Annotated in this window: 11 protein-coding genes; 3 read left to right on the forward strand and 8 right to left on the reverse strand. The window is 74.7% G+C overall.

The features are described from left to right. Positions 1 to 76 precede the first annotated feature (76 nt). Entirely contained in the window at positions 77 to 874 is a 798-nt protein-coding gene (locus P2424_RS03795) for an SseB family protein (protein WP_276474374.1), read from the reverse strand. 69 nt (positions 875 to 943) lie between these two features. Between P2424_RS03795 and P2424_RS03800 the strand changes: the two genes are divergently transcribed. Beyond that, positions 944 to 1,831: a serine hydrolase gene (locus P2424_RS03800; protein WP_276474375.1), complete on the forward strand. Its 888-nt coding sequence runs from the start codon at positions 944 to 946 to the stop codon at positions 1,829 to 1,831. Here the strand turns inward: P2424_RS03800 and mycP are convergent. Next, positions 1,755 to 2,981 carry a type VII secretion-associated serine protease mycosin gene (gene mycP / locus P2424_RS03805; protein WP_276474376.1) on the reverse strand — a complete coding sequence of 409 codons (1,227 nt, stop codon included), beginning with the start codon at positions 2,979 to 2,981 and terminating at the stop codon, positions 1,755 to 1,757. The genes P2424_RS03800 and mycP overlap by 77 nt on opposite strands. Beyond that, a complete protein-coding gene (locus P2424_RS03810; RefSeq protein WP_276474377.1) occupies positions 2,978 to 4,162 on the reverse strand; it encodes a hypothetical protein in 1,185 nt (394 codons plus the stop codon). Before P2424_RS03810 ends, mycP begins: the two co-directional genes overlap by 4 nt. Positions 4,163 to 4,407: 245 nt before the next feature. Here P2424_RS03810 and P2424_RS03815 point away from each other — a divergent pair, with 245 nt between their 5' ends. Next, entirely contained in the window at positions 4,408 to 5,622 is a 1,215-nt protein-coding gene (locus tag P2424_RS03815) for an amino acid deaminase/aldolase (protein ID WP_276474378.1), read from the forward strand. A gap of 53 nt (positions 5,623 to 5,675) precedes the next feature. Here P2424_RS03815 and P2424_RS03820 read toward each other — a convergent pair whose 3' ends face one another. The 5 genes from P2424_RS03820 to P2424_RS03840 form a co-directional block, all read right to left on the reverse strand. Beyond that, the gene (locus P2424_RS03820) at positions 5,676 to 6,575 is read right to left on the reverse strand and encodes a DUF2510 domain-containing protein (RefSeq protein ID WP_276478811.1); all 900 of its coding nucleotides are present in this window, start codon (positions 6,573 to 6,575) and stop codon (positions 5,676 to 5,678) included. 87 nt (positions 6,576 to 6,662) lie between these two features. Beyond that, positions 6,663 to 7,952, reverse strand: a complete 1,290-nt coding sequence (locus P2424_RS03825) for a haloacid dehalogenase-like hydrolase (protein WP_276474379.1) — start codon at positions 7,950 to 7,952, stop codon at positions 6,663 to 6,665. A gap of 128 nt (positions 7,953 to 8,080) precedes the next feature. Then, positions 8,081 to 8,875, reverse strand: coding sequence for a 3-oxoacyl-ACP reductase (locus tag P2424_RS03830; protein WP_276474380.1), 795 nt, complete (start codon positions 8,873 to 8,875; stop codon positions 8,081 to 8,083). Beyond that, complete coding sequence (locus tag P2424_RS03835; RefSeq protein WP_276474381.1) at positions 8,872 to 10,275, reverse strand: aldehyde dehydrogenase family protein; 1,404 nt, start codon at positions 10,273 to 10,275, stop codon at positions 8,872 to 8,874. The genes P2424_RS03830 and P2424_RS03835 overlap by 4 nt, the downstream gene beginning before the upstream one ends. Positions 10,276 to 10,287: 12 nt before the next feature. Then, positions 10,288 to 11,655, reverse strand: a complete 1,368-nt coding sequence (locus tag P2424_RS03840; RefSeq protein ID WP_276474382.1) for a glutamine synthetase family protein — start codon at positions 11,653 to 11,655, stop codon at positions 10,288 to 10,290. Between the two features lie 90 nt (positions 11,656 to 11,745). Between P2424_RS03840 and P2424_RS03845 the strand changes: the two genes are divergently transcribed. Further along, a complete protein-coding gene (locus tag P2424_RS03845; RefSeq protein ID WP_276474383.1) occupies positions 11,746 to 12,474 on the forward strand; it encodes an FCD domain-containing protein in 729 nt (242 codons plus the stop codon). The last annotated feature ends 146 nt before the right edge of the window (positions 12,475 to 12,620 follow it).

Consider the following 12,620-nt stretch of genomic DNA (forward strand, 5'->3'; position numbering starts at 1 on the left):
TGTCCGACGCGGCCGCCCGGCTCGCACGTCGGGACGGCCCGCCCGGACACCGCCCGGACGGCGCCGGACGCGCCCGTCAGGCCCGGTCGGCGGGGCCGGCGCCGTCCGCGGGCCCGGTCCGGTCGGCGCGGTAGAAGGCCGCCTCGGGCAGCGGGCTGCCCGGTGGCAGGAACGCCAGGTCGAGACCCCGGGTCAGCCGGGCGCGCAGCGTCTCGTCGGCCGCCAGCGCACCGGCCACCCGCCGGGCGACGGCCTGCAACTCGGAGCCGGGAGCCGGGGCGAGGGCGAGAACGCCGTCCCCGGAGCCGTCGGCACTCCCGGGGGTCAGATGGGCGCCGAGCACCGCGGGCTCGGCCGCCAGCACCGCACGCAGCGCTTCGGTGACGGCGGGGTCCGCCGAGACCGACGAGGGGACGCGCCCCTCGGCCAGCGCGTGCAGCGCCGCCCCGGTCAACTCGTAGGACACCGGACCGGCCAGATCGAGGAGCAGCGTGTCCGCCCGCTCGTGGGCGACCGCCTGGAGCGCCTGGCCCAGCGGTACGGCCACCGGGCGCGCGTCGGACCGCCAGCGGGAGAGCGCCTCGATGGAGGTGAAGGCGGGCAGCGCCCGCCGCCCGCCGGGCGCGTTCAGCGTGGGGACGGCCATCTCGCTGGTCTTGTCGCGGCGCAGCCCGTCCTCGCCGGTCTCGGCCTCGGTGAGGACGGCGACTACGGGAACCAGGAGCCGCGCCTCGCGCAGCGCTTCGAGGATCCGGGGCTCGGCCCCCGGCGCCCGGCGGTCGGCCTGCCAGGCGGCGAGCGCTTCGGCCAGCGCCACGTCGGCGGTGCCGTCGTCACGGGAGAAGGCCGATGCGGGAATGTTCTTGAGCGCCACGCACCGAGCGTAACGGGTCCGGGAACCGCTGAGCTGCGGCAGGGGGCGGGCGCCGGTAGCGTCGGCGGGATGAACGCGCGAGGAGGGACGGGGGGCGGGGCGCCCGACGGAGCACGGCCGGCGCCGGAACCCGCGGGAACGGTGCCGACGGACGCGGCGCGGCTTCCCGGGCCCGCTCCCCCGGCGCGGCTGTCCGTGGCGGCCCAGCCGCTGGAGGGCGCACCGGAGAGGGTGGCACGCGGCGCGGACGAGGTGTTCGTCGCGGCGAGCGTGATGAAGGTGCACCTCCTCGCGGCGCTGGCGCTGCGGGTGCAGGGCGCCCTCGGGCACCGGGCGCGGGAGGTGACGGCTCAGGAGCGGGCGTGGGCCGCCGCGATGATCGAGCGCAGCGACAACGCCGCGGCGAACGCGCTGTGGCAGGCCACCGGAGGCGCCCCGGGCGTCACCGCGGCCGGACGGCTGCTGGGAACCGTCCGCACCCGCGCGGCCCCGGACGGGCGCTGGGGCCTGAGCACGACCACGGCCGGGGACCAACTCGCGCTGCTGCGCGCTGTGCACGGCCGCGGACCGCACGGGGAAGTGCTCGCGCCGTGGGCCCGACTGTGGGTGCGGCACCTGATGAGCCGCGTCGTGACCGAACAGCGCTGGGGTGTCACCGCGGCCGCCGATCCCGGTGACGAGACGCCCGGGGTGCCGCAGAGCGAGGTCAAGAACGGCTGGCTGCCGCGCACGGCGACCGGTCTGTGGGTGATCAGCAGCGTGGGGCGGGTGACCGCGGCGGGCCGTCCCTGGCTGCTGGCGGTCCTCTCGGACGGGCACCCCACCCGGCAGGAGGGCGTCGCCGCGGTGGAGCGGGCCGCCCGCGCCGCGGTGCGTGGGCTCACGGGCCGGGCGGGCGGGGGCCGGGAACCGGCGGCCCGGAGCGGCGGAGCAGCCGGCCCGGGATCCGGGGGGTGAACCCGCGGTGCACGGCGACAGCGGTGCCGGTCAGCACGGCCCCCACCGAGCCCGCCAGGATCGCGAACCAGCCGGGTCCCCCCTCGTCCCCGGGCCGTGCGGAGCCGAAGTACTCCTTGCGGTACGTGCCCACGGGAGGCCGCTGGACGCGCGGCTCGATGTGGGAACCCACCTCGATGGCCGCCGCCGGATCCACCACGCCGGTGCCGACCGCGTCGCTGCGTCCGCCCTCCGGGGTGCGCCCGGCGGTGTCCGAGATCAGCTCCTTGATCTGCGCCGGGCTCAGCTCCGGGTGGGCGGCCCGCACCAGCGCGACGGCGCCGGAGGTGAAGGCAGCGGCGGCGCTGGTCCCCCAGCCCTGGTAGTAGCTGCGGTCGGGGTCGGCGATGAGGATGTCCTTGCCCGGCGCGGCGACGGTGGCGTACCAGCGGCGGGTGGAGAAGGAGGCCCGCGCGCCGTTGCGGTCGACCGCGGCCACGGCGATCACTCCGGGGTAGGCGGCGGGGTAGGAGATGTGGTCGCCGTCCTCCCCTCCGTTGCCGGCCGAGGCGACGACGACGGCGCCCTTGCGCAGCGCGTAGCGCACGGCGGCGTCCTCGCGGGCGTCGGGGTGCGCGGAGTCGCTGTCGTCGCCGAGCGAGAGGTTGATGACGTCGGCGCCGTGGTCGGCGGCCCAGCGGATGCCGTCGGCCAGCGCGGTCTCGCGCCGGTCGCGGGCCTCGGCGCGCTGCGGGTCCTTCTCCTCCAGCAGCACCCGGACCGGCAGGATGCGGGCCTCGGGTGCGATGCCGAGCACCCCGTCCTTGCCGTCCTCGCCGTGGCCGTGCCCGGCGATGATCCCGGCCATGGCGGTACCGTGCCGGGCCCAGGCACGGTCGCCCTCCGCAGCGCCCATCCCGACCATGTCCTTGCCGGAGCGGACGTTGCGGTGCAGGTCGGGGTGGTCGGCGTCGACGCCGGTGTCCAGTACGGCGACGGTGACGCCGCGGCCCTTGGTGGTCTTCCACGCCTCGCGGGCGTGCAGCGCGTCCAGCGCCCACTCCCGCTCCTGGAGGCCGGCACCCCGCGCGTGGGCCGATCCCGCTGTGAGGGGGCCGAGCGCCAGCACGGTGCAGAGCAGGGGCAACAGCGTACGCAGAAGAGACTTCATCGGCTCCCGTCCCCGCCGCTCTCGTCCCCGCCGTGGCCGTCGGCGGCCTGCCTGCCCGCCCGGTCCCGGTCCCCGGTGCCCCGGCCGCCCTTCGCCGCCGGGTCGGCGTCGCCGGACTCCCGCCGGACGGTGGCCTCGCGCAGCCGCCGCTCGATCCGGTCGGCGATGCCCTGGGCCTCGTGGCCGAGTCCGGCCTGTGCCGCCGCCGAGGTCTCGGCCTTGCGGGTGGCGTCGTTCGCCGACTGCGGGTCGGTGACGACACGGCCGTCGGCGAAGCCGGAGACGGAGTAGACCACGACAGGCGCGTCGCGGAGCACCCGCACCGTCCAACTGGCGCGCTGCGCGTCGCCGAAGTCGGCGGCGACCGTGCCGCGGGCGGCGTACGGACGGGGCATCAGATCGGTACGCCGGCCGAGGTTCTGGGCGGCGAACCGCTGCCGCAGGTCCCGCATGGCGGCCGGGTCGGCCTTGGTGAACATCAGTCCGACCGTGGTGATGCTGCTGGAGGTCTCGTCGGCGTAGGTGGCCCGCACCAGCCGGGCGCAGCCGACCGGGGCGAGCGCCTTGGCCAGCAGCGGGTCGAAGGCGTGCGCGCAGCCGCTGTCGGGGGCCACCGCGACGCGGGTCCAGCGCCGGTCGGCACCGCCGGGCCCGGCTCCCTTCCCCTCCAGGGTGCGCGGGAACAGGTCGTCGACCGGGATCTGGTGCCAGGCGGCGCGGGCCCCGTCGAACCCGGCGGCCACCGAGTGGCGTCCCGCCTCGTCGCCGGACAGCAGCGTCCCGGCGGCCGCGCCGCCCAGCAGCCCGACGCCGAGCACGAGGCAGACCGCGACGACGAGCGAACGCACCGTCAGCGGGGAGTGCCCGAAAGGCGCGGGGGACAGCATCGGGCGCAGCCTGCCGGGGCCCGCCGACGCGCGCGGCGGGCCGGCCGGCGCGGCGGGCCGCCGGGCCGGTACGAACGCGGCGGTGCGCTGCTGCCCCGTGCCGCTGCCCGGCTCGCGGCCCGTACCGGGAGCCGGGTCGGCGGTCGTGGTCTCCTGCCCCGCGGCGGCACCGGCCCCGGATGCCGCAGGCGGAGCGGCGGGAGGCGGCGGAGCGCTCGGTTGCGGCGGAGCCGCGGGCCGGGGCGGGGCGGCGGGGGGCTGGGGGACGGCAGCGCGGTCGGCGTCGGTGCTCATGTGCGCCCCCTCCGTGCGATACCGCCCCGCACGAACGCCGGTTCGAGCGGGCGTGTTCGTCGTGGCCCCGGTGAACTGTTCGCCGCGTGCCTGCCGTCGCAGCGTGCGGCGTCACTCTACGGTGCGCACCGGGAGGGACGGCAACCCGGCCGAGCTGTGACGACGCCCCCGACACGACGGGAGAGGCGAGGCGTTGCGGCGCTCCGGGGCTGTGCGGGCGCGGGCACCTCTGGCAAGCTGCGAGAGTGTTCGATACGACTGCCGCTCCCGTCGCCGACCGCGCCCGGTACGACCGTGCGACCGCCCATCTCGACGCGCCCCTGGCTCTCGTGGACCTGGCGGCGTTCGACGCCAACGCGGACGATCTCGTACGGCGGGCCGGCGGCAAGCCGCTGCGCGTGGCCAGCAAATCGGTCCGCTGCCGGGCCCTGTTGGAACGGGTGCTGGCCAAGGACGGATTCCGCGGGGTGATGAGCTACACCCTCGCCGAGTCGCTGTGGCTGGCCAGGTCGGGCGTCGAGGACGTGCTGCTGGCCTACCCGTCGGCCGACCGCGCCGGCTACGCGGAGCTGGCCTCGGACCCGAAGCTGGCCGCCGCGGTGACCGTGACGGTGGACGACCCCGCGCAGCTCGCCCTGATCGACGCGGCACGGGACGGCGGTGGCGAGCCGATCCGGGTCTGCCTCGAACTGGACACCTCGTTGCGGCTGCTGGGCGGCCGGATCCGGGTCGGAGCCCGCCGCTCCCCGCTGCACTCCCCCGCCGAGCTGACCGAACTCGCGCGCGCCGTGCAGCGGCGCCCCGGCTTCCGGTTGGTCGGCCTGATGGCGTACGAGGGGCATGTGGCGGGCGTCGGCGACGCGGTGCCCGGTGCCGCGCTGCGCTCGCGCGCGGTGCGGCTGATGCAGCGCACGGCCCGCCGAGAGCTGGCGGCGCGCCGCTCGGCGGCGGTACGGGCGGTCCGCGCGGTGGCTCCGGACCTGGAGTTCGTCAACGGCGGCGGTACGGGCAGCGTGCAGCACACCGCTGCCGAGGAGGCGATCACGGAGATCGCGGCCGGCTCGGGACTGTACGTGCCGCGGCTGTTCGACAACTTCACCTCCTTCACCGGCCGCCCCGCCACGCTGTTCGCCATGCCGGTGGTGCGCAGGCCGGGCGTGGGCGTGGTCACCGTGCTCGGTGGCGGCTATCCCGCCTCCGGTGCGGCCGGGCGCGACCGGCTGCCCGAGGTGTACCTCCCGGCGGGGCTGCGCTACGACCCGCAGGAGGGGCCCGGCGAGGTGCAGACCCCGCTGCTGGGCCCGCCCGCCGACGACCTGCTGATCGGGGACAAGGTGTGGTTCCGGCACGCCAAGGCCGGTGAGCTGTGCGAGCGGTTCGCGACGCTGCACCTGGTGGAGGGCGACCGGGTGACGGACGCGGTACCCACCTACCGGGGCGAGGGCATGACGTTCCTGTGAGGGAGGTGGGGCGGCAGGGGACCCGGCACCGGACGGCCGCCCGCATCCCGCCGTCAGACGGCCTCGCGGTTGCCGTCGTCGGCACCCTCGCCCAGGCCGGTGCGGACCACGCCCTTGCGCAGCTCGTCCAGATCGGAGGCGGGAGGCGCCTCGGAGGCGATGTCGACGCTGCTCCACAGGGCCAGAAGCCCGCCCTTGACGTGCGGTGAACGGAAGACCACGGCCTCGACGTAGGCGTCCGGCTCCAGCTTGTTCTCCACCCGCCAGCGGACGCGGTATCCCGGTTGGCCGGCGACCGTGACCGCGCCGGACTCGACGACCTTGTGCTCGGTGATGCCGCCGTACGCCTTCTTGGAGTACGACTGCTTCGCGTTCTTGGCCACCTGCAGTTCGGCGGCCTCCTTCAGCGCCTTCTCGCCCTCCCAGCCGCTGGAGACGGGCAGCAGCTTGGCGCCGCCGCGCACACAGGTCGTCTCCTGCCCGGGGCAGCGGTACGCGGTCCGGTGGGCGACGAAGCCGGCTTCGGGGTCGGGCCGCTCCCATCCGTCGGGCACGGTCAGCCCGACGCCGAGCCCGGGTTCGGGAACGACGTCACCGGGTGAGCTCTCCGGCGCCGGGGACTCCCGGTCGTCGTGGTCACCGGGAGGGTCGTCCTTGCCGTCGGGGCCGGTGGACTTCGGCGGAGGGGAGGAACCGGCGGCCGCCTTGGGCTCCTCGTCGTCCGAACCGCCCGCCACCAGCACTCCGCCCACGGCGAGGGCGGCGACCAGCACGAGCGCTCCGACGATGCCCGCGATGAGCGGACCGCGCCCGGCCTTCCCGCCACCCGGTCGGGCGGCGCCGGCGGCGGGCCGGGTGTGCTGGGTCCAGGTGCTGCCGTCCCACCAGCGCTGCTGGGGCGGCAGTGAGGGCGTCTGCCCGGGATCGGGGTACCAGCCGGGTGGGGTCGTCATGCTCACGCCCGCACCCTAGGGCACAGGTGTACGAGGCCGCCGGGCGCCCCCGAGGGTGCGGGCCCGCGGACCCGCACCCCTGTGGGCCTATGCCGCGCCGTGGGCGGTGTCGAGCTGGTCCCGGATGATCGAGCCGTCGTTCCTGCGCACCGGACCGAGCGACCCGTCGGGGCGGGTGAAGCCCTCGGTGGAGCAGGGGTAGGGCTCCCGCTTGCGGGGCAGCGGTTCGATGAACATCGGGTTCACCGCCCACCGGCCGTCGGCGTCGTCGTAGCCGCGGCACATGATCTCCGGCTTGTTGCGGTTGAGCACCAGATGGGTGCCCGTCGCATCGCCGACGAAGGTGACGTCGGTGTCCGCGTCACCGCCGCCGATCGCGATCCGGTGCCGCCGGTCCTGCTTCTGCCAGGCCCGCGGCCCGTGGATGCCGAAGATCTCCTGGTTGATCACGCACCGCTTGCCCTCGATGTAGGGGATCATCTCCCCCTTGCTGCGGGGCATACCGCCGCAGCCCTCGGTCCAGGTGGTGATCCGGCCGTGCTCGACCACGCTGCGGATGGCGAAGGTGTGCCGGCGGTCGATGCCGACACCGCGCGCCCACTCCTCGGCCACCGGCTCGGAACCCGCCGAGACGATGTAGACCTCGAAACCGGCCTTCTTCAGCGTACGGACCAGGTCCTGCTGCTGCTCGTAGTAGCGGCTGTAGGCCGGCACCGTGTGGGTGCCCACCCGCTGCGTGCTGCCGACGGGGGCCGCCAGGGCCTCGTCGCGCGCCGCCCTCGCGTAGGAGCGCAGCTCCGGCACGGTGTGGCCCGCGAAGAGCTGCGGCACCCAGGCGTACTGGGGAACCGTGCGCCGGTGGTTCCAGTTCCCGGTGAACGCGTCCTCACCGGCCATCGTCTCGGCCTCGCCGCGCACCTGCAGGATCTCGTCGGCGCACGCGTCGTCCGTCGAGGTGGGCAGCGGGTGCCCCGCCGGTACGTCGGTGCCGCACGCCTCGGTGAGCGCCCGGTCGGCGTCGGGGGTCAGCCACTTGCTGGTGTCGGACCAGCGCTCGGGGCGCAGGATCTTGTCGTGCCGCAGGGCCCAGGCGATGGTGGCGTCCGTCGAGTCGTTCTTGACGATGGTGTTGTCCCAGTCGAACGCGGCGACGGGACGGCGGGAGCCGCCACGCAGCCGCCCCGAGCAGGTGCCGCGCTCGTCGATGGTGCGCTGCAGCTTGGCCCGGTTGGCGCCGTGCCAGGGGAGTTCGGTGGAGAGCTGGGGGCAGTGGCGGCCGCCGCCGTGTCCGGCTGCTGCCTGCACCGGGACGGGCGTGAGGGTTACAGCGAGGGCCGCGGCCGTGGTGAGGCCGGTCAGGACGGATCTGCTGCGCATGTGGCGCCCCTCCTGGGCTGTCGACGGTGACTCTTGCACGCTACATCGATAACGGGCGCGCTCCGCTCCGGCCCGCCCGTCGCGCCGCGTCGCCCGTGCCGGCGCTGCGGGCGGGCCGGAGCCGGCCGCTACTGCGGGGTGACGTAGGCGCCCGCGATACCGCCGTCGACCAGGAACTCCGCCGCGTTCACGAACGAGGAGTCGTCGCTGGCGAGGAAGGCGACCGCCGAGGCGATCTCCTCCGCCTCGGCGAACCGGCCCGCCGGCACGTGCACCAGCCGCCGCTGCGCCCGCTCCGGGTCCTTGGCGAACAGCTCCTTGAGCAGCGGGGTGTTCACCGGGCCGGGGCACAGCGCGTTCACCCGGATGCCCTCGCGGGCGAACTGGACGCCCAGCTCGCGGGACATCGCCAGCACCCCGCCCTTGGAGGCGGTGTAGCTGATCTGCGAGGTGGCGGCGCCCATCACCGCGACGAAGGAGGCGGTGTTGATGATGGAGCCCCGGCCCTGGGCGCGCATGTACGGCAGCACGGCCTTGCAGCACAGGTACACCGAGGTGAGGTTGACGTGCTGGACGCGCTGCCACGCCTCCAGCCCGGTCTCCAGGATCGAGTCGTCGTCGGGCGGCGAGATGCCCGCGTTGTTGAAGGCGATGTCGACCGAGCCGTAGGTCTCGTCCGCGGTCCGGAACAGCGCCTCGACCTGATCGGGGTCGGTGACGTCCGCTGCGACGTACCGGCCGCCGACCTCCCGGGCCGCGGCTTCGCCGCGCTCGGCGTCCACGTCGGCGCAGACGACGTTCGCCCCCTCGGAGGCGAGGCGGCGGGCGGCGGCGAGGCCGATGCCGCTGCCCGCGCCGGTGACCACGGCCGTACGCCCGACCAGGCGGCGGCACACGGCGGTCTCGTTCTCGGTGGCGCTCACTGGCCCTCCTCGGTGCTGATGAAGACGTTCTTGGTCTCGGTGAAGGCGGCGAGCGCGTCGGGGCCGAGTTCCCGGCCGAGTCCGGACTGCTTGTAGCCGCCGAACGGAGTGGAGTAGCGCACGCTGCTGTGCGAGTTGACGGACAGGTTGCCGGCCGCGACGCCGCGCGAGACGCGCAGCGCGCGGCCGCTGTCGCGGGTCCAGACCGAGCCGGAGAGCCCGTAGTCGGTGTCGTTGGCCAGCCGCACCGCCTCGTCCTCGTCGTCGAAGGGGATGACGACGGCGACGGGCCCGAAGACCTCCTCCACCGTGGCGCGCCGCCCCTCGGTGTGCGCCAGCACCGTGGCCGGGTACCAGTAGCCGGGGCCGTCGGGGACGCTGCCGCGGATGAGTGCGGGCGTCTCCTCGGGGACGTATCCGCGCACCCGCTCCCGTTGGCGGGCCGAGATGAGCGGGCCCATGGCGGTGACCCGGTCGGCGGGGTCACCGGCCCGGAAGGCGTGTACGGCGGGCTCGAGGAGTTCCAGGAACCGGTCGTGCACGGTGCGCTGGACCAGGATGCGGCTGCGTGCGCAGCAGTCCTGGCCGGTGTTGTCGAGGAAGGAGCCGGGTGCGGCGGCCGCGGCGTGCTCCAGGTCGGCGTCGGCGAAGACGATGTTGGGGCTCTTGCCGCCGAGTTCGAGCGTGACGCGCTTCACGGACTGCGCGCAGCGGGCCATGACGCTCTTGCCGACGGCGGTGGAGCCGGTGAAGACGACCTTGGCCACCCGCGGATGGTCGACCAGCGCCGTGCCGGTGACGGCCCCCTCCCCCGGCAGCACCTGGAAGAGCCCTTCGGGCAGTCCGGCCTCCAGCGCCAGCTCGGCCAGCCGCAGCGCGGTCAGCGGAGTGTCCTCGGCGGGTTTGAGGAGCACCGCGTTCCCGGCGGCCAGCGCGGGCGCGCTGCCCCAGGCGGCGATCGGCATCGGGAAGTTCCACGGGGCGATCACGGCGACCACGCCCAGCGGTTCCGCGAAGGTGAGGTTCACACCGCCCGCGACCGGGATCTGCTGCCCTGTCAGGCGCTCGACCCCGCCCGCGGCGTAGTCGAGCAGGTCGCGGACGTTGGCCGCCTCACCGCAGGCGTTGCCCAGCGGGTGTCCGGCCTCGCGCATCTCAAGGACGCCGAGCTCCTCGATGCGCCCGTCGACGGCGGACGCGAACCGGCGCAGCAGCCGGGCCCGGTCGGCGGGTGCCAGTGCCGCCCAGACGGCCTGCGCGGCGCACGCGCGTTCGACCGCACGGTCGACCTCCTCGGGGGTGGTGACGGGGACGGTGGAGAGCACCTCCTCCGTCGCGGGATTGACGATGTCGAGCTGCTCGGCTCGGGGCGGGGTGGTTTCTTGCTGCTCGTGCTGCACTCGGTCGGTTCCTTACATGCGCTCGAAGGAGCGGTAGCGCTCCCAGTCCGTCACGGCGGTGTCGAAGGCCCGCTGTTCCACCCGGGCCATGGTGAGGTAGTGGTCGACCACTTCGCGTCCGAACGCCTCCCGCGCCGGTGCGCTCCCTTCCCACAGGTCGGCGGCCTCGCGCAGGGTGGTGGGCACGTGTGCGGCGTCGCCGGTGTAGGCGTTGCCCGTGCAGGCGGCCGGAAGCTCCAGTGCGTTGTCGATGCCGTGCAGCCCCGCCGCGATCATCCCGGCGACGGCCAGGTAGGGGTTGACGTCGCCGCCCGGCACCCGGTTCTCCAGCCGGTGCCCCGCGCCGTGGCCGATGACGCGCAGCGCACAGGTGCGGTTGTCGGGCCCCCAGGCGACGGCGGTGGGCGCGAAGGAGCCGGGCTGGAACCGCTTGTAGGAGTTGATGTTCGGCGCGTACAGCAGCGTGAAGTCCCGCAGGACCGCGAGCTGTCCGGCCAGGAAGTGCCGCATCAGGGGCGACATGCCGTGCTCACCCTGCTCGTCGGCGAGGAGGGGCCGCCCGTCCGCGTCGCGCAGCGAGAGGTGGATGTGGCAGGAGTTGCCCTCGCGCTCGTCGTACTTGGCCATGAAGGTGAGCGCGTGGCCCTGCTGGGCGGCGATCTCCTTGGCGCCCGTTTTGTAGATGACGTGCTGGTCGCAGGTGGTGAGCGCGTCCGCGTAGCGGAAGGCGATCTCGTGCTGGCCCAGGTTGCACTCACCCTTGGCCGACTCGACGACCATGCCCGCGGTCGCCATCTCGTTGCGGATGCGGCGCAGCAGCGGCTCGACGCGTCCGGTACCGAGGATGGAGTAGTCGACGTTGTACTGGTTGGCGGGGGTCAGCCCGCGGTAGGCGCCGTCCCACGCCTGCTCGTAGGTGTCCTGGAAGACCATGAACTCCAGTTCGGTGCCCACGTACGCCTGCCAGCCGCGCTCGGCGAGCCGGTCGAGCTGCCGCTGCAGGATCTGCCGGGGCGAGGCGACGACGGGGCTGCCGTCGTGCCAGGCGAGGTCGGCGGTGAGCAGCGCGGTGCCGGGGTTCCAGGGGACGCGGCGCAGCGTGCCGGTGTCGCCGTGCATGGCGAAGTCCCCGTAGCCGCGCTCCCAGGAGGACATCTCGTAGCCGTCCACGGTGTTCAGCTCGACGTCGACGGCGAGCAGGTAGTTGCAGCCCTCGCTGCCACCCTCGAGGACGTGCTCGAGGAAGTAGGGGGCGGCGAACCGCTTTCCCTGGAGGCGGCCTTGCATATCGGTGAAGGCCAGGACGACGGTGTCGATCTCGCCCGCTTCGACGAGCCTCCTCAGCTCGGAGACGGCGAGCGGTGGTGTGCGGTCTGCCACGGGTGGGCCTCCTGTCGGTCCGCGGAAGCCATAAGGTAGCCGTGCATACCTTTGAAACGGAAGAGGGTCACCGGAAAGGAAGAGGGTGCGATGCCGGAGGACGACAGACTCGCCACGGTGCTGCGTACCGTACACGCGGGCAACGGGTTCGAAGAGGCGCTGGAGCAGATCCTCCAGATCGTCCGCCTGGGCCTGGTCGCCGAGGGCGAACGGCTGCCCGCCGAACGCGAACTGGCCGAGCGGCTCGGGATCAGCCGCGTCACCCTGCGCGAGGTGCTGAAGGTGCTCGCGGAGCAGGGCGTGGTGGCCAGTCGGCGCGGCCGGTACGGCGGCACCTTCGTCCTCCCGCAGCCGGCCGCCGAGGAGAGCGGCGCCGGGCCGGGCGAGGTGCGGCTGCCCGCCGGGGCGCCGGAGCTGGCGGACACCCTCGTCTTCCGCGAGGTACTGGAGACGGGCGCCGCGGAGGTGTGCGCCACCCGCGGGCTGTCCGCGGCGGAGGCGGCCCGGCTGCGGGAGGCACTGGACGCCACCCGCGAGGCGGCGCTCCAGGACTACCGGCGGCAGGACACGCTGCTGCACCTGACTCTCGTGGAGCTGGCCGGCTCCCCGTCGCTGACCGCCCGTTACGCCGCCGTGCGGGCCAAGCTCAACGAGCTGCTCAACCACATCCCGCTGCTGGTGCGGAACCTGGAGCACGCCCAGCAGCAGCACGCGGCACTGGTCGCAGCCGTCCTGGAGGGGGACGGCGAGGGCGCCCGCGCCATCGCCCGCGAGCACTGCGCGGGGACGGCCTCGCTGCTGCGGGGGTTCCTGACCTGAGACACCGGGGGGCGCGGAGGGGACGCGGGGACGCAGAGGGGAAAGCGGAATGCCCGGTGTGCCCCGGGGTGCCGGGTGCGGTTACCGCCCCTTCACGCACGGGGGTTGCGCCCGGCCCCCTCCGACCACAAAGGTATGCCAGCACA

The sequence above is a fragment of the Streptomyces sp. WMMB303 genome, assembly GCF_029351045.1.
Classification (GTDB): Bacteria; Actinomycetota; Actinomycetes; order Streptomycetales; family Streptomycetaceae; genus Streptomyces.

Excerpts from the sequence above, each read along its gene's own strand:
- P2424_RS03810 (WP_276474377.1), bottom strand. The coding sequence starts at position 4,162 with ATGAGCACCGACGCCGACCGCGCTGCCGTCCCCCAGCCCCCCGCCGCC.
- mycP (WP_276474376.1), bottom strand. The coding sequence starts at position 2,981 with ATGAAGTCTCTTCTGCGTACGCTGTTGCCCCTGCTCTGCACCGTGCTG.
- P2424_RS03825 (WP_276474379.1), bottom strand. The coding sequence starts at position 7,952 with ATGCGCAGCAGATCCGTCCTGACCGGCCTCACCACGGCCGCGGCCCTC.
- P2424_RS03800 (WP_276474375.1), top strand. The coding sequence starts at position 944 with ATGAACGCGCGAGGAGGGACGGGGGGCGGGGCGCCCGACGGAGCACGG.
- P2424_RS03820 (WP_276478811.1), bottom strand. The coding sequence starts at position 6,575 with ATGACGACCCCACCCGGCTGGTACCCCGATCCCGGGCAGACGCCCTCA.
- P2424_RS03845 (WP_276474383.1), top strand. The coding sequence starts at position 11,746 with ATGCCGGAGGACGACAGACTCGCCACGGTGCTGCGTACCGTACACGCG.